At 38.9% G+C, this 16,549-nt stretch carries 12 protein-coding genes and 3 pseudogenes; 5 read left to right on the top strand and 10 right to left on the bottom strand.

From position 1 onward, the window contains the following. Positions 1-364: 364 nt before the first annotated feature. On the top strand, positions 365-1,729 hold the full coding sequence (locus PN838_RS18800) for an ATP-binding protein (RefSeq protein ID WP_272181629.1): 1,365 nt from the start codon (positions 365-367) through the stop codon (positions 1,727-1,729). After that, positions 1,698-2,408, top strand: a complete 711-nt coding sequence (locus tag PN838_RS18795; protein ID WP_272181628.1) for a response regulator — start codon at positions 1,698-1,700, stop codon at positions 2,406-2,408. The genes PN838_RS18800 and PN838_RS18795 overlap by 32 nt, the downstream gene beginning before the upstream one ends. 279 nt (positions 2,409-2,687) lie before the next feature. Here the strand turns inward: PN838_RS18795 and PN838_RS18790 are convergent, their stop codons facing one another. From PN838_RS18790 to PN838_RS18780, 3 genes are all read right to left on the bottom strand, one after another. Then, positions 2,688-3,065 (bottom strand): DUF2489 domain-containing protein, encoded by a 378-nt coding sequence (locus PN838_RS18790; protein WP_334313405.1) that lies wholly within the window; start codon positions 3,063-3,065, stop codon positions 2,688-2,690. A 78-nt stretch (positions 3,066-3,143) separates the two neighbouring features. Next, complete coding sequence (locus PN838_RS18785) at positions 3,144-3,461, bottom strand: GTPase-activating protein (RefSeq protein WP_272181627.1); 318 nt, start codon at positions 3,459-3,461, stop codon at positions 3,144-3,146. Between the two features lie 1,258 nt (positions 3,462-4,719). Further along, the gene (locus tag PN838_RS18780; RefSeq protein WP_215962489.1) at positions 4,720-5,346 is read right to left on the bottom strand and encodes a c-type cytochrome; all 627 of its coding nucleotides are present in this window, start codon (positions 5,344-5,346) and stop codon (positions 4,720-4,722) included. A gap of 188 nt (positions 5,347-5,534) precedes the next feature. Here PN838_RS18780 and yihA point away from each other — a divergent pair. Beyond that, a pseudogene (gene yihA / locus PN838_RS18775) lies at positions 5,535-6,210 on the top strand (ribosome biogenesis GTP-binding protein YihA/YsxC). 822 nt (positions 6,211-7,032) lie between these two features. Here yihA and polA read toward each other — a convergent pair. Further along, positions 7,033-9,821 (bottom strand): annotated as a pseudogene (polA, locus tag PN838_RS18770) (DNA polymerase I). A 535-nt stretch (positions 9,822-10,356) separates the two neighbouring features. Between polA and PN838_RS18765 the strand changes: the two are divergent. Beyond that, positions 10,357-10,752, top strand: coding sequence for a c-type cytochrome (locus tag PN838_RS18765; RefSeq protein WP_215962491.1), 396 nt, complete (start codon positions 10,357-10,359; stop codon positions 10,750-10,752). 126 nt (positions 10,753-10,878) lie between these two features. Here the strand turns inward: PN838_RS18765 and rep are convergent. After that, positions 10,879-12,890: pseudogene (gene rep / locus PN838_RS18760) on the bottom strand (DNA helicase Rep). A 259-nt stretch (positions 12,891-13,149) separates the two neighbouring features. Here rep and PN838_RS18755 point away from each other — a divergent pair. After that, positions 13,150-13,362, top strand: a complete 213-nt coding sequence (locus PN838_RS18755; RefSeq protein ID WP_334313404.1) for an accessory factor UbiK family protein — start codon at positions 13,150-13,152, stop codon at positions 13,360-13,362. Between the two features lie 13 nt (positions 13,363-13,375). On the opposite strand, the gene PN838_RS18750 is transcribed toward PN838_RS18755, so the two are convergent. From PN838_RS18750 to PN838_RS18730, 5 genes are all read right to left on the bottom strand, one after another. Then, entirely contained in the window at positions 13,376-13,972 is a 597-nt protein-coding gene (locus PN838_RS18750) for a GGDEF domain-containing protein (RefSeq protein WP_272181626.1), read from the bottom strand. Beyond that, the gene (locus PN838_RS18745) at positions 13,965-14,324 is read right to left on the bottom strand and encodes a GAF domain-containing protein (protein ID WP_272181625.1); all 360 of its coding nucleotides are present in this window, start codon (positions 14,322-14,324) and stop codon (positions 13,965-13,967) included. Before PN838_RS18745 ends, PN838_RS18750 begins: the two co-directional genes overlap by 8 nt. Before the next feature lie 62 nt (positions 14,325-14,386). Continuing rightward, positions 14,387-14,605: a hypothetical protein gene (locus tag PN838_RS18740; RefSeq protein ID WP_272181624.1), complete on the bottom strand. Its 219-nt coding sequence runs from the start codon at positions 14,603-14,605 to the stop codon at positions 14,387-14,389. A gap of 137 nt (positions 14,606-14,742) precedes the next feature. Then, complete coding sequence (locus PN838_RS18735; protein ID WP_272181623.1) at positions 14,743-15,396, bottom strand: serine/threonine protein kinase; 654 nt, start codon at positions 15,394-15,396, stop codon at positions 14,743-14,745. Further along, positions 15,369-16,502, bottom strand: a complete 1,134-nt coding sequence (locus PN838_RS18730; protein WP_272181622.1) for a PP2C family protein-serine/threonine phosphatase — start codon at positions 16,500-16,502, stop codon at positions 15,369-15,371. The genes PN838_RS18735 and PN838_RS18730 overlap by 28 nt, the downstream gene beginning before the upstream one ends. Between the last annotated feature and the right edge of the window lie 47 nt (positions 16,503-16,549).

Here is a 16,549-nt window from a genome sequence, read left to right as displayed (position 1 = left end):
AAGTGTTTATCCCACGTTTCCAGCCGGTAGAAGGCTTTCTGTTCTGCGGTCTATAGATTTAGACCAAAAAGAAGAAACAATCGCCAAGATAAAAGAAAACCCACAACCACAATTTTCAGACTTTGCTATTTTTGATCTTATTGATGGCAACGTTGTCACCCCTCCGAGTACCCATCAAAATCGACTAAACTTCGTTCAATACACATTTCCACAGCCAACACAGAACCATTTTTATGGTCGTAATATAAGGCCACAGTCGCCTGTAGGCCCAAGGTTTTTTCGCGTAATAGAAAACCAACAACCTTACATCAGTAGTATTTCCGGACCTTTACTAGGCCTTATTTCAAAACCTTTCTTTTTACATATGCAACCGATTATAAAAAAGCAAGAAAACGGTAGCACTACTTTTGAAGGGATAATTGTATCAAGCCAGCATATTGAAGATATTTTTGGCAATAACGTAATTCAACAGTCTTTAGACCAATTTAATTACAGGATCCTCGACCAAAACGGAAATTGTTACCAATACCCACAAAAACAGTTTACCCCAGCATCCGAGCGTAGCTCTACTGAACTGCCGCCATTAAGTTTTCAAAGCACAATAAACGTAGAAGGTAGCCAATGGCAATTGATCATATTGCCAAAAGTTTCACTTGAAGACACATCAATTGAACTTCTGAGGAGCATTTTGGTTGCCGGCATCGCCTTGTCTGCACTAGTTGCCTTGCTCATTTTTCAAATTTTGAATCAGCGAACAAAATTGACTCAATTAGTTAAAGTCAAAACGGAGCAACTGCATGATCAGAATGTCCAACTGGAATCGGCAGTTACCTATGCAGAGAAGTCTGCACAAATAAAATCTGAGTTTCTTGCCAATATGAGTCATGAAATTAGAACACCGTTAAACGGTATATATGGCTTTTCTCAACTTCTATTGGAAACCGAATTAACAAAACAACAGAGTAATTTTATCAAGCAGATGGACACCTCAGTTAATCACTTGATGACTGTTATTAATGATATTTTGGATTTCTCTAAGATTGAATCGGGCAATATTGCAATCGAATCAGTCCCTTTTTCCATCTATAAATTGATCGACTTTATTCATAATTCCCTCAATGAAAATGCAAAAGAAAAAGGCATAGATTTTAATATTAATATTTTGAGCGACATAAAGCCGGATCTATTAGGAGATATCGTCCGGACCAATCAAGTCCTGTTAAATCTCTGTTCTAACGCAATTAAATTTACCAACAAAGGCAATGTTACGGTCAATATATATATGGAACTTGTCGATCCGACAGACAGCAGTAGTGACATTACACTTCGATTTGAAGTTGTTGATACTGGTATTGGACTGACACCTGAACAGCGTAAAGGACTTTTTGTCGCGTTTACCCAAGCAGATACATCAACAACGCGTAATTTTGGCGGCACGGGTTTAGGCTTGGCTATTAGTCAACGATTGTGTCAGTTAATGGGTGGTGAAATCACCGTTAAAAGTGAATATGGTGTTGGCAGTACATTTACTGCTTCTATGGTGTTTCGCCAAAATAAAAATATTATTATTGTCGATGGTTTAGATGAGAGTTATGAGCCACCTTTAAAACTATTAGTGGTTGACGATAACCCATTAGCATTAGATGTTTTGCAACTTCATTTAACAAAAATGAATGCTGTAGTGACAAGCTTTGACAATGGTAAAGATGCTGTCAGCGCATTTATCTAATAACCCAGATCCTTACGATGCTGTTTTATTAGATTGGACTCTACCTGAGATGGATGGCAAACAAATTATTGAAGCCATATTAGCATTACAGCTTAAAAAGCTGCCTAAATTTATCGTTATTTCATCCTATGACCTATCAATAATAGAAAGTGCTTCAACAGATCTTCCGATAAAGTCGATTTTGCAAAAACCATGTTTAGAATCAAAATTATTTTATGCCATAAAAGGCGCGGTTAATGATACGGAAGTTGATGCTCAACTTATTACCGACAGTAAAACGCTAATTGGTTTTAATATATTAGTTGCAGAAGACAACCCAATTAATCAAATTGTTATAAAAACTATGTTGACCAACGCTAAGGCCAATATAACCATTGTTAATAATGGGCAAGAATGTATCGATACCCTAGTTAAGTCAGACACATTTGATGTCATCTTAATGGATATTCACATGCCGATAATGGACGGGATCGAGGCGGCAAAATTCATACGAGCCCTAGACAATAAAAAACAAGCTTCGATTCCAATAATTGCATTAACCGCTAACGTTATGAAGAAAGACGTCGATCATTACCTATTAAATGGTATGGATTCACACGTCGCAAAACCAGTCGATTTTAACCAATTGAAGTTGACTATTATTGAGCTTGCCGCAAAAAATAAGTTGCATAGCAAGTAGTTGATGAGAAACCGTCTTTCTAATCGCCCTCTAGCGTTGGTCTGAGACATAAATTAAAGTTGTTAAGTGAATAAGCAGACTACAACTTTAAAAGGGTATAAATAAAGCTGGAGGCGCTTTGGGCTTTGGGCTTTGGTTTGGGTTTGGGTTTGGGTTTGGGTTTGGGCTTGGGCTTGGTTTCGCTTAGTTTCGCTTGGTTTGCAGTTTTTTTGATTCTTAAATGTAAAAAGCAGTATTTATCCAAAATACTGCTTTTTAGGATCAATTAGAAAATTGAAATTAACTTGCAAATTCTTCAATGATTTTAGTTAAATCTTCGGTAATTTGCGACTCTAGTTGTTGCTCTGCTTGCCAACGGGTCATATCCATTTTAGCCATTTCTTTTTTAGTCAGCTTTTTACGAGCTTCATGTGTTGGCATATCTTTAATAATTTCATATAGACCTGCAAAACCTGGGTATAAGGTGTAATAGTCTGCATCGAGCTGAGCGTCTCGCTTATAATGCTCAAGCAAAACCCATATTCGCAACACTCCTTCAGAATATTCACATTGCTCAGCCTGCATTGCCAAAGCAATATGTTTGATGCTATCTGTTAGATAGGTTTTACGCTTCTCAAGTTTAGCTTGTTGTTGCTTTTTTGCTCTTGTACCTGCCATAACAACTGTCCGGCATAATATGCCAAACCAATTACCACTAAAACGGCTACTGCGATTACTGCATACCACATAGTAAGCTTACTTATCCTTATCCATTAAATCACTCCACTCATCACCGCCAAGCGATTCTAATGGGTCTACGTACTCTTCTTCGTCGTATTCATCTTCGTCATCAATATCGTCTACAAGTCCAAGCTTCTCAGCGAGTTCGTCGTAACGATTCATATTGCGGTTAAAGTACTTTGCGTCCTTTCCTGTCAACAATTCACCTGCTTCAACACGTTCGGCAAGTGCTATAAGTAGCTCATCATTTTCCAGCGCAGCAAATTCCTCTGCTGGCGTTAATGTGATTGGTTGAATTTTTTCAAGTTTAACACCTGGTACACCGTGAACCACTTCCACTTCTTTAACTGGTTTTTAGGCACTAAATCAATTTTGATTTTACTACCCAATTTCTTATTTAGCTTTTTCCCAGAACCGGCTGTATTAGCAGAGTTAGCAACTTTGCCATCAACTAGACTATTACGCGAGCCTGATTTCTGACCCTTATGCGTTTTTTTCTGCCCGATTCTTTTTTATCTGCGGGACGGGTTTCTTGCTTTCTGATCCCAATTTGACCAACTTTTCTACTTTTTTCTGACGAGTCATTATTTACTCCGGGTGAGGGATTAGAAGACATTATAATTTATATCAATTGATCTAATACTTTTTATTCAGTTATACAAAATCACCAGTTCAGATCACGAGCATTTAAGGTCGAAAATTTTTAAACTTTGAATAACAAATAAAACACTTTAAGCTTTTGCTTTTCATACGTTTAACAAGCAATTATGCCGCAAGTTATGAATTTAGACGCAAAAAGCTGCGCTTTTAACCATCGCTTGTCCAAATACTTATTAATTCCCACTGAATGCAAAAAATATTAGATGAATTGATATTATGGGGATTTTACTGGTTTGTTGAATTTCAGGCAATAAAAAGGCGATAGTGTGACAGCCATCGCCTTAAATTTATATCAGTCGCCAAAAATATATTGGCACCTCTCCTATTTTACTTCGATAATCCTTCCGAACGCACGACACCTTGTCTCGTCACTATATAAATTTTCCGTATTCTTTTTATTTAATGTCCATATATGTTTTTATTTTTTATCGGTCATCATGACACTTTATTCAATCTTCCGTGTGAACTCACCTGAGTTATTGTTAGCAGTCACCACTATGACTTCCTTGAAACTTATCCGTTTTTTTATTCGCTGCGTGGCAACGGGGATTAATTTACTCCTATCCCAAAAACTCTCAACCTATAATTAACATTTTTTACATTTATTTAATGAACCAATTAACTTATCTATATATTTCAAAGGATTGAGCTATTCTCGGTATATTTTTTGGGACTTATCTCATAGCAAAATTGAGATATATCTCACAAATATCCCACTAATTTTTCCTATTTTGCCCCATCTTGGTGGGATATGCTGATTTTAGAATGAAATTTTATTCCAATATACCGAGTCTATTACTGCTTCACGTAATAAAAATGCCATTATTACCATTTCGTATATATAGTTCATTAGTTATTAAACATAAAAAAGCGCCTAAGAGGCGCCTTTTTCGTTAATCAGTTTTATACTGATTAAGCTTAAATACAATGACTAGTGAAGACCAGACAAGTACTTAGATAATATTTCAATATCTTTGTCTGTTAATTTCACAGCGATATCTTGCATCATGCCATTCATGTCATTCTTACGATCACCAGAACGGAATTTTTCTAGCTGTAACTTAAGGTATTCAGGATGCTGGAACGATACTTTAGGAAAGCCCGCTAAGCTTTGACCAACACCACGTGGTCCATGACATGCGATACATGCCGGAATACCGCGTTCCATATCACCACCGCGATATAATGACTCGCCTTCTTCAACAACATTTTCTGGTGTAGAACCCGACTTAGTTGTTTGATTTGAAAAATAAACGGCAAGATCTTTCATGTCTTGATCATTTAAAGGCATGGCCATACCACTCATCGCGACATCGTAGCGACCTTGCTTGCCGCCGGTTTCCATTCCTAATTTAAATTCTTTTAGCTGTTTATAAATATAATCAGCATGTTGTCCTGCTATCTTTGGATACATTGCCAAAGTGCTGTTACCATCTGGTCCATGACATGCGCCACAGGTAACTGACTTAGTTTTCCCTGCTTCAGCGTCGCCGGTTACAGCATTGGCAGAACTGATGAGTCCGAAAAGCAAAGTGAGTGATAATGCGATATTTCTCATATTTTATTCTCTGTTTTAAAGTTATCTCATTTCCTTTGGCTATGAAGCAGTTCACGCAAAGAGTATAATTAACGTATTCTACACCAAATGTCACAATGTGGAAGATTCTTAAGACGGTTATTTTAGGCCAAGTCTTTGAATTTCTGACATTCGGCTAAATTAATCGAGGAATTTTTGTGTCACGATCTATTATTAACTACAGAAAGGCGGCGTTTTTAACGTCTGCACCGGATATTTCGAAACTGCCAGCCGATCAAGGATACGAAGTTGCCTTTGCTGGACGATCGAACGCCGGTAAGTCTAGTTCACTCAATACACTTACCGAACAAACAGGATTGGCTCGTACCAGTAAAACACCTTACCGAACACAATTAATCAATGTTTTTTCTTTGGACGCGCCTGACCGTCGTTTAGTCGACTTACCTTAGTTACGGCTATGCAAAAGTACCATTAGAGATGAAATTAAAGTGGCAACGCTCACTTTCAGAATACCTAGAAAAAAGAACCTGCCTTAAAGGGTTGGTGGTATTAATGGATATTCGTCATCCTATGAAAGAACTCGATCAAGATTTAATTCATTGGGCGGTTCAGAGTCAATTATCTGTGTTAGTACTGTTAACTAAAGCCGACAAATTTAAGTCGGGTAAACAAAAAGGCGAATTGCTAAAAATTCGCGAAGCATCGTTGGCATTCCAAGGAGACGTGACTGTTGAGTTGTTTTCATCTTTGAAAAAACAAGGTATCCCGCAGTTATCTAAAAAATTAGATGAATGGTTATCTGCAGACGAATTACTTGGCGACAAAATTGCTGATAAAAAGCCGAGCAAAACACCAATAAATAGTAATTTTGATCTTATTAGCTAGTTAAGTCAGTTTCTAAAGCGCCTACGTTGGCGCTTTTTTTATATTGAGTTTCAACCAAGCGTTATATCACCAATAACAATCCCACTTAATATAGTTAAGTCAATTGGCTGCACATTGAGATTGAACAAAATTAGAACGAGAATTGAAATGCAAAAATTGCCTAAACCCACGCTAGCTTGTGGTGCAGCGTGGCAGGTTGAAGCCTAAAGGATAATAAGTATCGAGCGGAAAATTTGTAGTTCAAAGTAATTGAGAGATCAGATTACACTTACCTTCTTGTAAAGTGATTAAAAAACGCCCTTCAAATGTAGTTAAATAACATAACTGTCGGTAAAAACCGTAAAACTTTATTTTTGGCAAAAAAAACCGATGCTTTTGGCACCGGTCATAGCAATAAGGGGAGAGGCTATAAAAATTCTCGTCAATATCAACAGGGTCTGCTCAAAGAGCGACTGTAGCTATAATAGCGTTTTCAAATAAAAAGTAAAGTCATTACTCTAAAAAACCTGAGTTTATATTACTAAACAATACATAACTACTTGATAATAAAGAAATATTAAAGTTTAAATAAATTAACCCCACGAACAAATAATACTCATCCACTAAATTTTAGACAAAAAAAGCCCCATCCAAAGGATGGGGCGGCAATTAAGCCTATTTCATATTATGAAATAAAAGGTCTGAAAGATAGAACATCTTACGTCTGTACCCTACGCCGTAAAGCATAATATTTGCTCATTAATAAAGCAAGGGTAGTGTAATAAAATTATGTAATTTACTTACATAAAATAATTCTATCTTATACCTAGGTTCAATCTTTTGTTAATGAGCTTGGTCCCAATTCTCGCCTATCCCTGCTTCCGCAATTAATGGCACATTGAGTGAGGCTGCTTGTTCCATCAGGTTCACTAACGTTGACACATACATATCCAACTTACTTTCTGAAATTTCAAATACTAATTCATCGTGGACTTGCATTACCATTTTCACATCATCGGCGGCGTTTTCTTTTATCCACTGGCTAACAGAGATCATTGCCAATTTAATAATGTCAGCCGCAGTACCTTGCATAGGCGCATTAATTGCGGCACGTTCCGCTGCTTTGCGCCTTGGTACATTACGAGCAGTAATGTCTGGTAAATAAAGTCGACGACCAAAAATGGTTTCAACAAAGCCATTTTTCTCGGCATTTTGACGTGTGGTTTCCATATAGGTTAGTACACCAGGGAAACGCTCAAAATATTTGTCGATATAGTCTTGAGCCTCAGAACGTTTAATATCTAACTGTTGTGCAAGACCAAACGCCGACATGCCATATATAAGTCCAAAGTTAACTGCCTTAGCCGCTCGTCGTTGGTTGTTTGTAACCTCAGAAAATGGTGTCGCAAACACTTCCGAAGCCGTGGCTCTATGAATATCCTGGTTATTCGCAAACGCATTAACCAACGATTCATCACCACTTAAATGCGCCATGATCCGCAGTTCTATTTGCGAATAATCTATCGCTACGATTTGCTTACCTTCAGGGGCAATAAATGCTTCTCTTATTCGACGACCATTGGTATTACGAATCGGAATATTTTGCAAATTAGGATCGGTTGAACTCAAGCGTCCTGTCGCGGCCACAGCTTGGTGGTATGACGTATGGACGCGCCCTGTGCTAGGCTTAATCATCGAAGGCAGTTTGTCTGTGTATGTCGACTTAAGCTTACTTAAACCACGGTGTTCTAAAATTAGTTTCGGTAATTCATGAGTCAACGACAATTCTTGTAGTACATCTTCCGCTGTTGAAGGCGCTCCCTTAGGAGTTTTCTTAAGCGGCGTTATGCCCATTTTATCAAATAGGATCACTTGTAGTTGTTTCGTAGACGCTAAATTAAATACTTCACCAGCAACGTCATGGGCTTTTCGTTCTAATTCTTCAAGTTTAATTGCAAATTCGCTACTAAGGCCATGCAAGTGATCAGCATCAATCAATACGCCGCTTTGTTCCATTTGCGTTAAGACTGGCATAACCGCAAGTTCAATGTCAGCGAGAAGTTCTTTTAAGCGAGGAACTTTGTCGAATTGCTCATTAAAATAGAAAAATAAGCGCAATGTGATGTCGGCATCTTCCGCTGCATATTGTGCCGCTTTTTCTAATTCAATTTGATTAAATGTTATCTGCTTCGCGCCTTTACCGGCAATATCTTCAAAAGAGACACAGTTATGCCCTAAATATTTTAGCGCTAGGCTCCCCATATCATGACGGGTAGCCGTACTGTTAAATATATACGACTGCAACATAGTGTCACCTACTATGCCTGCAATATTTAGGTCGTATTTAATGAGGACATTCATATCATATTTAAGATTTTGCCCAACCTTTTTAACATTGTTGTCCATTAAAAGTGCAGATAGTGAGTCAAATACGCGTTCTAAAGATAGTTGCTCCGGCGCGTCCTCATAATCATGCGCAAGTGGCACATAAAACGCTTTGATGTCCCCTTGCCACTCATAGGCCATGGAGAAACCAACGAGTTTAGCTTCCATATAATCTAATGAGGTCGTTTCTGTATCAAACGCAATTAGGCCAACTTGATTTATTTCATCCAAACATTGCTGCCACTGCTCCAATGTAAAGATAGTTAAATATTTCTCTTGATTAATAACAACCGACTTCACTTCTTCATCGATTATTTTCGTGACATCTTGCTTGGTCTGGCCGACTGGCGGCGGGGTTGCTCCACCAGATAAAACTTCTTTTAACCATCGCTTAAATTCACATTCAGCGTAAAGCTCAGCGAGTTTTTGCTTGTCGGGTGAACCTAATGTCATAGCTTCATCTGGACAGTCGTGTTCGACATCCATCTTAATCGTGGCTAATTCGTATGATAACTGCAGTTGTTCTTTATTATCTTCCAACTTAGCGACCATGGTTTTAGAACCTCTAAAACCAAGACCAGCAACTTTATCTAAGTTTTGGTAGATATTTTCAATACTGCCTAATCCCTGTAATAAGGCTACCGCCGTTTTATCACCAACACCTATGATATCATGGGAATATTGTCAACTTTATCTCCCATCAATGCGAGGTAGTCGATAATGAGTTCGGGCGCGACACCAAATTTTTCAACAACCGCATCAGGGGTCAATAGGGTATTTGTCATGGTATTAATTAACGTTACTTTGTCGTTAACTAATTGCGCCATGTCTTTATCACCGGTACTTATTAAAACATCGTGTCCTAAGTCCGCTTGTTGCTGTGCAATGGTCCCAATGACATCATCGGCTTCTACGCCCGGTATTGAAACAAGAGGAATTCCCATTGCCCTGATTATTTTGTGCAACGGTTCAATTTGCGTTCTTAAGTCATCTGGCATCGGTGGACGATTGGCTTTGTACTCAGAATACATTTCGTTTCTGAATGTTGGTCCTTTAGCATCGAAGATCATGATCATGCGATCTGGCGAATATTGACGGATCAAACTCTTTAGCATGTTTACGACGCCATAGATTGCACCTGTGGATTCGCCTTTCGAATTTGTGAGATGAGGTGGCGCATGATATGCACGAAAAAGGTACGAAGAACCGTCGACTAGCACGAGTGGTTTATAGTCAGAAGTAGTCATGTGGATTGTTTCCATTAGGCGATGGATTATTTAGGGCATAAGGATGCCATAAACGTGGCAATCCCGCTATATGAATGATTTACAAAATATTGATCGGATATAAATAACGCGTTATGCCTGTGGATAACTTTGTTAATAACCATTTTTCCATAGCACACCACCCACTGCGATTTTAAGTCAATGGAATAGCTTATTTAAATTGTTTTTGAAATAAATATACGAGACTAGGCTCCGCTATATTATTATTTTTTTATTATATGCGGCCAGAAACAAATCGGCTGGACGAATCAATCCCCGCTCGAGGGATGAATAATTTACACATAAAAAGATCATTGATCTAGATCTTTTTATATATTTTTTTGATCGTCATTTAGATTCGTTATTCTTTTTACATTTTGTGGATTCCTGCTTTAATAATGGGACAAAAAGTAGAAATATTTTCAATATATAAATCAATAATATTGCAAGGGTTATTTCTATAGGTAGAATGTGCAGGATAATTATTGCTATCCCGCAAAATCATAGGTGATTCAAGATGAAAAAACTGCTTGTTATATTAGTGTCTATTTTGTTTGTAACATTTGCCCAAGCTGGCGAATCGACAAAAGACGAAATTGCTGAACGAATTAAACCAGTTGGTCAGCTTTATTTAGAAGGCGCTGAGCCTGCAGAAGCGGCTGATACAGGCCCAAAAACAGCGGAACAAGTTTACAACACATCTTGTACTGCTTGTCATGGTTCTGGCGTTATGGGTGCACCAAAAATGGGTGATGCTGGCGCTTGGGGTCCTCGCGTTGCACAAGGCTTAGAGGTATTAACAAAGCACGCACTTAACGGATTCAACGCAATGCCGCCTAAAGGTGGTTGTATGGCGTGTTCAGACGACGAAATTAAATCGGCGGTTGAATATATGGTAGACGGATCTAAGTAAGATCTTCGCCAAAAAATAGCGAGCAATTGAGTGTCCACACAATGCTCGCTTTTTTATTCACAATTTTTGACCGCCACTCATATTCGACTGCGGATAACACTTTCAGCTTTGTTTTAGCCTATGTTGCTATTTTTTTAACATCGCTCTCAAATTTGCAATATTCGCTTTATTTTTCTCTTTTCTGTGTTCTTCAGAAACCTGCTGCCCTGACTTTTCCCAGCGTAAATCTTTTTGATCAAGCTCATCCAAAAAGCGAGATGGTTCGGTTGTGATCGTTTCACCGTATTGACGACGCTCTTTAGCGTAAGTTAAAAACAGTTGAGTTTGTGCTCTGGTGATACCAACGTAGGCTAACCGGCGTTCTTCCTCTATGTTTTCTTCATCAATGCTCGATTGGTGAGGCAACAAACCCTCTTCCATCCCAACCATAAACACATACGGAAATTCGAGCCCTTTAGACGCGTGCATTGTCATCAACTGGACTTGGTTATCAGCTTCGTCTTCTTCGTTACGCTCCATCATGTCTCGTAGAGTCAGTTTTGTAACCACCTCTGCTAAAGATAATGGTTCATGTTCATCATCACCGTCCAACATCTGATTTACCCAGCTATAAAGCTCGCTGACATTTTTCATACGCATCTCTGCGGCTTTCGGGCTGGCACTGGTTTCAAACAACCAGTCTTCGTAATGAATCCCTTTTAACATGTCTTTAACGGCTTCTTTAGGCTCGCTTCGCAATACCTGATCGCTTAGCTCCACAATCCAACGGGTAAAATACTGAATAGCGGATTTAGCCGGTCCGGATATCATTCCCATAAAAGCATTATCAAATGCCGCTTCAAATAAACTGATATGTTTGTCATTGGCTAAATGACCAAGTTTTTGCAATGTTACAGGACCAATTTGACGTCGTGGCGTATTGATAATCCGTAAAAATGCATTATCGTCATCTTGATTCACCAATAAGCGTAAATACGCCATGATGTCTTTAATCTCTGGTCGAGAGAAAAACGATGTACCGCCGCTAATTTTGTATGGAATACGGTTAGACATAAGCAATTTTTCAAAGATACGAGACTGATGATTGCCTCGATATAAAATCGCATAGTCACCATAATGGGTTTTATTGGTAAATCGGTGAGCTATGATCTCAGCGATAACTCGCTCAGCTTCATGTTCTTCATTTTTAGTTTGGATAACCCGAATTGGATCACCATATTCTGCATGCGCTTTGAGCTTTTTATCAAATACATGTGGGTTTTTATCAATTAGCACATTTGCAGCATGCAAAATACATCCAACCGACCGATAATTCATTTCAAGTTTAATTAGCCGCAATGCCGGAAAATCTTTGCTAAGTAAAACTAAATTTTGTGGTCTCGCACCTCGCTAGGAGTATATCGATTGGTCATCGTCACCGACCACCGTAAACCGAGCATTGTCGCCGACAAGTAGCTTAACTAATTCATATTGGCTGGTATTGGTATCTTGATATTCGTCCACCAGCAAATAACGTATTTTCTTTTGCCACCGCTCTCGTACCTCATCATAATTTTTAAATAATAACGTAGGGATCAAAATTAGATCGTCAAAATCCAACGCGTTGTAGGCACGCATTTGTGATTGATAACGATGGTAAAGTTCAGCGTAAAGGGCATTTTCAGAGTCTGTTGCTTCATCAAGCGCCTGCTGTGGCAAAATTAAGTCATTTTTCCATGACGAAATCCGATTGATCAGTTGGTAAATGCTTTCTTTATCTTCTTTTAGCTCAGGTTCGGTCAGTTCCTTTAACAACGAGAAGCAATCTTGGTCATCAAATAAGGAAAAATTGGATTTGTAACCCAGAGTTTTTATTTCTTTTTTATGATATCTAGGCCAAGCGTATGAAAGGTTGATATTTTTAAACCTTTGATCCGTGAACGATCCATCGACTGCTTAATTCGCTCGCGCATTTCCCGCGCCGCTTTGTTAGTAAATGTTACCGCTGCAATTTGATTTGCGGGTAAGCCACAACGTTCAATTAGGTGAGAAATTTTATTAATAATAACTCGAGTTTTACCGGAACCTGCACCGGCTAGCACAAGACAAGGTCCTTCAACAAACGTGACGGCAGCTTCTTGTTCGGGGTTTAAACGCATGGAAATATCCTTGAACTTTGGGAGCCGAATATTACCAATAATTTGCCTTAGTTGGTACTTATACCAATCTGTAAAATTAATTGCGGCCTTGGCACTAGCCTTTTTATTATGAACTTATACAATAGCCAACTTAATGATTAAGGACCCGACTATGTTAGACGCAAAAAAATTGAGCAAATCGCTGAGCAGATCACCAATGTAATTCCACTAAGGCGTAAAAACATTAGCCGATAATGTCGAAGAAAAGATTAAAACGGTATTGCAGGCAAAGCTGAGTCAGCTTGACGTCGTTAGCCGCGAAGAGTTTGATGTGCAAACTCAAGTATTGGCTCGAACGCGTCAAAAATTGGATTTACTTGAAAAGAATTTGAACAAATTAAACAACAATTTGCTGATACTACGGCAGAGTAACCGTGAGTTAATTTTACGTCACGGCGCGGTTAATAAGAAAGTTAACTTAGACGTGACGTAGAGGACGGCCTAAATTACTCTCGATGCCAACACACCCTACCTTTTCCTTCAGATTTAGCGGCATACATAGCGTGATCTGCGTTTAGAATAACCATATCCAGTTGCTCTTTTGTTTCGGCACGGGCGACTCCAATACTTGCACCTATTGTGAGTTTTTGGTCTTCGAACACATAATCACGGCTGATTTCAGTGATAATTCGCTCACCTATGTTTTCGACCAATTCATCGCTGTCTACCAGTTCTAAGACCACAACAAATTCATCACCACCAATACGCGCAACTATGTCATAACCCCGCATTAACTTAGTCAGTCTATTGCTCACTTCAATCAACACGGCGTCGCCAGCTGCGTGACCATAATTGTCGTTGATGTGCTTAAAACCGTCCAAGTCGATAAATAACAAATAAATCGTAAACTTGCCCCGGGCCATTTTTGCCCCACACCGGGCTAAATATCCGTTTAAATACTGCCGGTTGGCTAAGTCAGTCAGATAATCGTGAGTTGCCTGATGTTCTAACTTATTACCCAACTCTTTATTTTTTATGATTTCCTGCTCTAGGTCTAAAACGTTTAACTCAAGCTCTTTTTGCAATTTTTTCCGTTCAGTCACTTCCATTCTCGAGGTTTAACGTTTTTTGCTCTAGCGTTTCAGTTTTTATTTCAATCAAATTTTCAAGATTCGATTGGTACGCTTTCAGTGATTTGTTGGCGTAAAACAACTGCTCTTGATATGAAAAAACATTCAACGAATTTGAAATCACGTGGCTAATCATAACCAGCAACTCTATATCATGGTCCGAATACGTTATATCCGGGTCATAGGTTTGCAGAATTATCGCGCCTAATGAGTGTTCGTCTGCAACCAACGGAAAACTAAGCCATTGTTCTGGTATCTTAGACTCAACCTTAACTAAGGATTCAGCTTGAAGGTGCTCAATCATTTCTTTTGAATAGTTGCACACGATATTGCTTGTGAGCGCATAAAAAATTAGATTCGAATGAATATCATCGACTGTCAGGTGATCTAAGCTTTGTAGGTCGACTCTGTTTTCAGTATCCGCAACATAGGAAATCGCAGATAACCGTCGTCACCTAACAGCACTACACAGAAATTTTCCGCATAAGTGATTTTCCGCAGAATAGCATGAACCCTTTCAAGAAGTTCTTTGGTGTTTTGGCATTTGGTAAGGCAGGCGACAATTTCACTGGTGTGTAAAATAAATTCGCGATCGTCTATGTGCATATCGCTATTACATTTTCCATAATTTGAATGCCTTTAATTAGGGCGCAGTATTTAGTTTAGTTCAGTATCTAATATAAATACAAAAGTCAGCTACTTTATCCAAGTCTAAATGTTTAACCCTATGATGAAAATAGCAATTATGAAAAATAGTAAATATTTTGAACCGCTAATACCACCAATAACGCAATAGAGAGTGATTTCCAAAATGCCATAGGGTTTCTTTCCAACAGGGGAGCTGCGTCTAAACGACTCAACATCTGTGAGTTAGGCGTTTTAATATCTTGTAAGAATTCAGACATCGCTTGATATCGATGCGTAATATTAGGTTGGGTTGCTTTTTGAAGCGCCAAATCAATCCAAACTGGAATGTCTTGTCGGTGTTTTTGAATACTACGGTATCGCCAAAAGTCCAAATTATTAACTTCATTCTTCTGTATAAATGGCTTTTTGTATGGCAACTCACCGGTCAACATTTCATAAACCATAATACCGAGTGAAAATATGTCTGAGCGATGAACTCCTTTTTGGCCTAACAAATACTCCGGAGCGATATAACCTACCGCACCGACCACTTCATCATTGTTAAATGGCGATCGGATCTCCTCAAGCCCTGCAACTTGTACCGTGCCAAAGTCAATGATCTTAACTTTGTTATTGTCGTTAATGATGATGTTTTCAGGCTTGAGATCTCTATGTACCATACTGTGTCGCTGCAATACTCGAATTGCCGCCATAATCTCAGCAGTTATCTCTCGGACTAACGTTAAACTCGGTTGTGGATTGTCGTACATCCACTGCCGCAGTGTTTTGCCTTTTGCGTATTCACAAACATGGTATAAAAAGGGCTACTGCTCTGCATCTCATTTCGAGGGTAAATTTTCATTACTCCACGACTGTTAATACGACTGCCTATCCACTGTTCCCGAATAAAGCCCTCTAAATAATTTAAGTCGTCACTGTAATTTTCAGTTGGGAACTTTAAAATAAACTCATTATCGGTTGGTAAATGTTTTGCTAAATAGACGTGGCTTCGAGTACCGCTATGCAGAACCTGCTCTATTAAAAAATCGTCTAACTTTGCCCCTTTAGACAATACAGGCGGTATTTTTAATGCCGTTAGTTCACGGGAGACTTCATGGATATCTTGCGTGGGTAATTGCTTAATTTCGGCAATAAAACAACTTAGATTGTCGACACTCCCTTGGTTTTTAGCCAGCAAGCACATGTCTTGTGCTATTTGTTCTAAAGATAGTGTTGTTGTTGCGAGTAACGATTTCATCTGCACACTTGATAACGACTCATGTACGCCATCTGTAGTGAACACAAAACGGTCTCCAAGCTGCAATTCATGTTGGCAGAAATCCACTTCTAAATGGCTGTCCATGCCAAGCGCTCGTGTGAGAAAACTGTTGTCTTTGGAGGTGAATTGGGAATGATCTTTTGTTAAAAGTTGGATAGCGCCGTCACGATACAAATACACACGGCTATCACCAATATGAAATATATTCGCTGTGTTTGACTTAAAAATCACGCCGCTGAATGTCGTCACTAGCTGGTTTTGACGGTAGTCAGCTTGTTTACCGTGATGAAATAACCAAGAGTTCAGGGATGATAGAACTCGAGCGACGGATTCTTTTACCGTCCAGGAGTCGGGAGTTGAATAATAATCACTGATAAAGGTTGTGACACTAAGCTGGCTCGCTTCTTTTGCGTTGTCACTGCAACTGACACCATCGGCGATACAGACAACACTTCCCTTGTTCTTTCGAGTCGACATCTCAGGTTGCTGAGCCGCAAACGCGTCTTGGTTTTCAGATTTAACTCCTTTGTCAGAAAACCCGCCAAAAGCAACATCAAGCGCTTGAGAAGTCGGCTTCTTAACATTTTCAACTGACACGTTTTTCCCCAATTAAAACGCGTTTCTCATATAATAAGAAACGCATT

The organism is Psychrosphaera algicola (assembly GCF_028401425.1).
GTDB classification, from domain to species: Bacteria; Pseudomonadota; Gammaproteobacteria; order Enterobacterales; family Alteromonadaceae; genus Psychrosphaera; species Psychrosphaera algicola.
This window is presented reverse-complemented; position numbering and strand designations above follow the sequence as displayed.

What these genes read in the sequence shown, in the direction of transcription:
- PN838_RS18790 (WP_334313405.1), bottom strand. Translation starts at nt 3,065, where the DNA reads ATGGCAGGTACAAGAGCAAAAAAGCAACAACAAGCTAAACTTGAGAAG.
- PN838_RS18735 (WP_272181623.1), bottom strand. Translation starts at nt 15,396, where the DNA reads ATGTACGACAATCCACAACCGAGTTTAACGTTAGTCCGAGAGATAACT.
- PN838_RS18800 (WP_272181629.1), top strand. Translation starts at nt 365, where the DNA reads ATGCAACCGATTATAAAAAAGCAAGAAAACGGTAGCACTACTTTTGAA.
- PN838_RS18780 (WP_215962489.1), bottom strand. Translation starts at nt 5,346, where the DNA reads ATGAGAAATATCGCATTATCACTCACTTTGCTTTTCGGACTCATCAGT.
- PN838_RS18765 (WP_215962491.1), top strand. Translation starts at nt 10,357, where the DNA reads ATGAAAAAACTGCTTGTTATATTAGTGTCTATTTTGTTTGTAACATTT.
- PN838_RS18740 (WP_272181624.1), bottom strand. Translation starts at nt 14,605, where the DNA reads ATGCACATAGACGATCGCGAATTTATTTTACACACCAGTGAAATTGTC.
- PN838_RS18795 (WP_272181628.1), top strand. Translation starts at nt 1,698, where the DNA reads ATGGTAAAGATGCTGTCAGCGCATTTATCTAATAACCCAGATCCTTAC.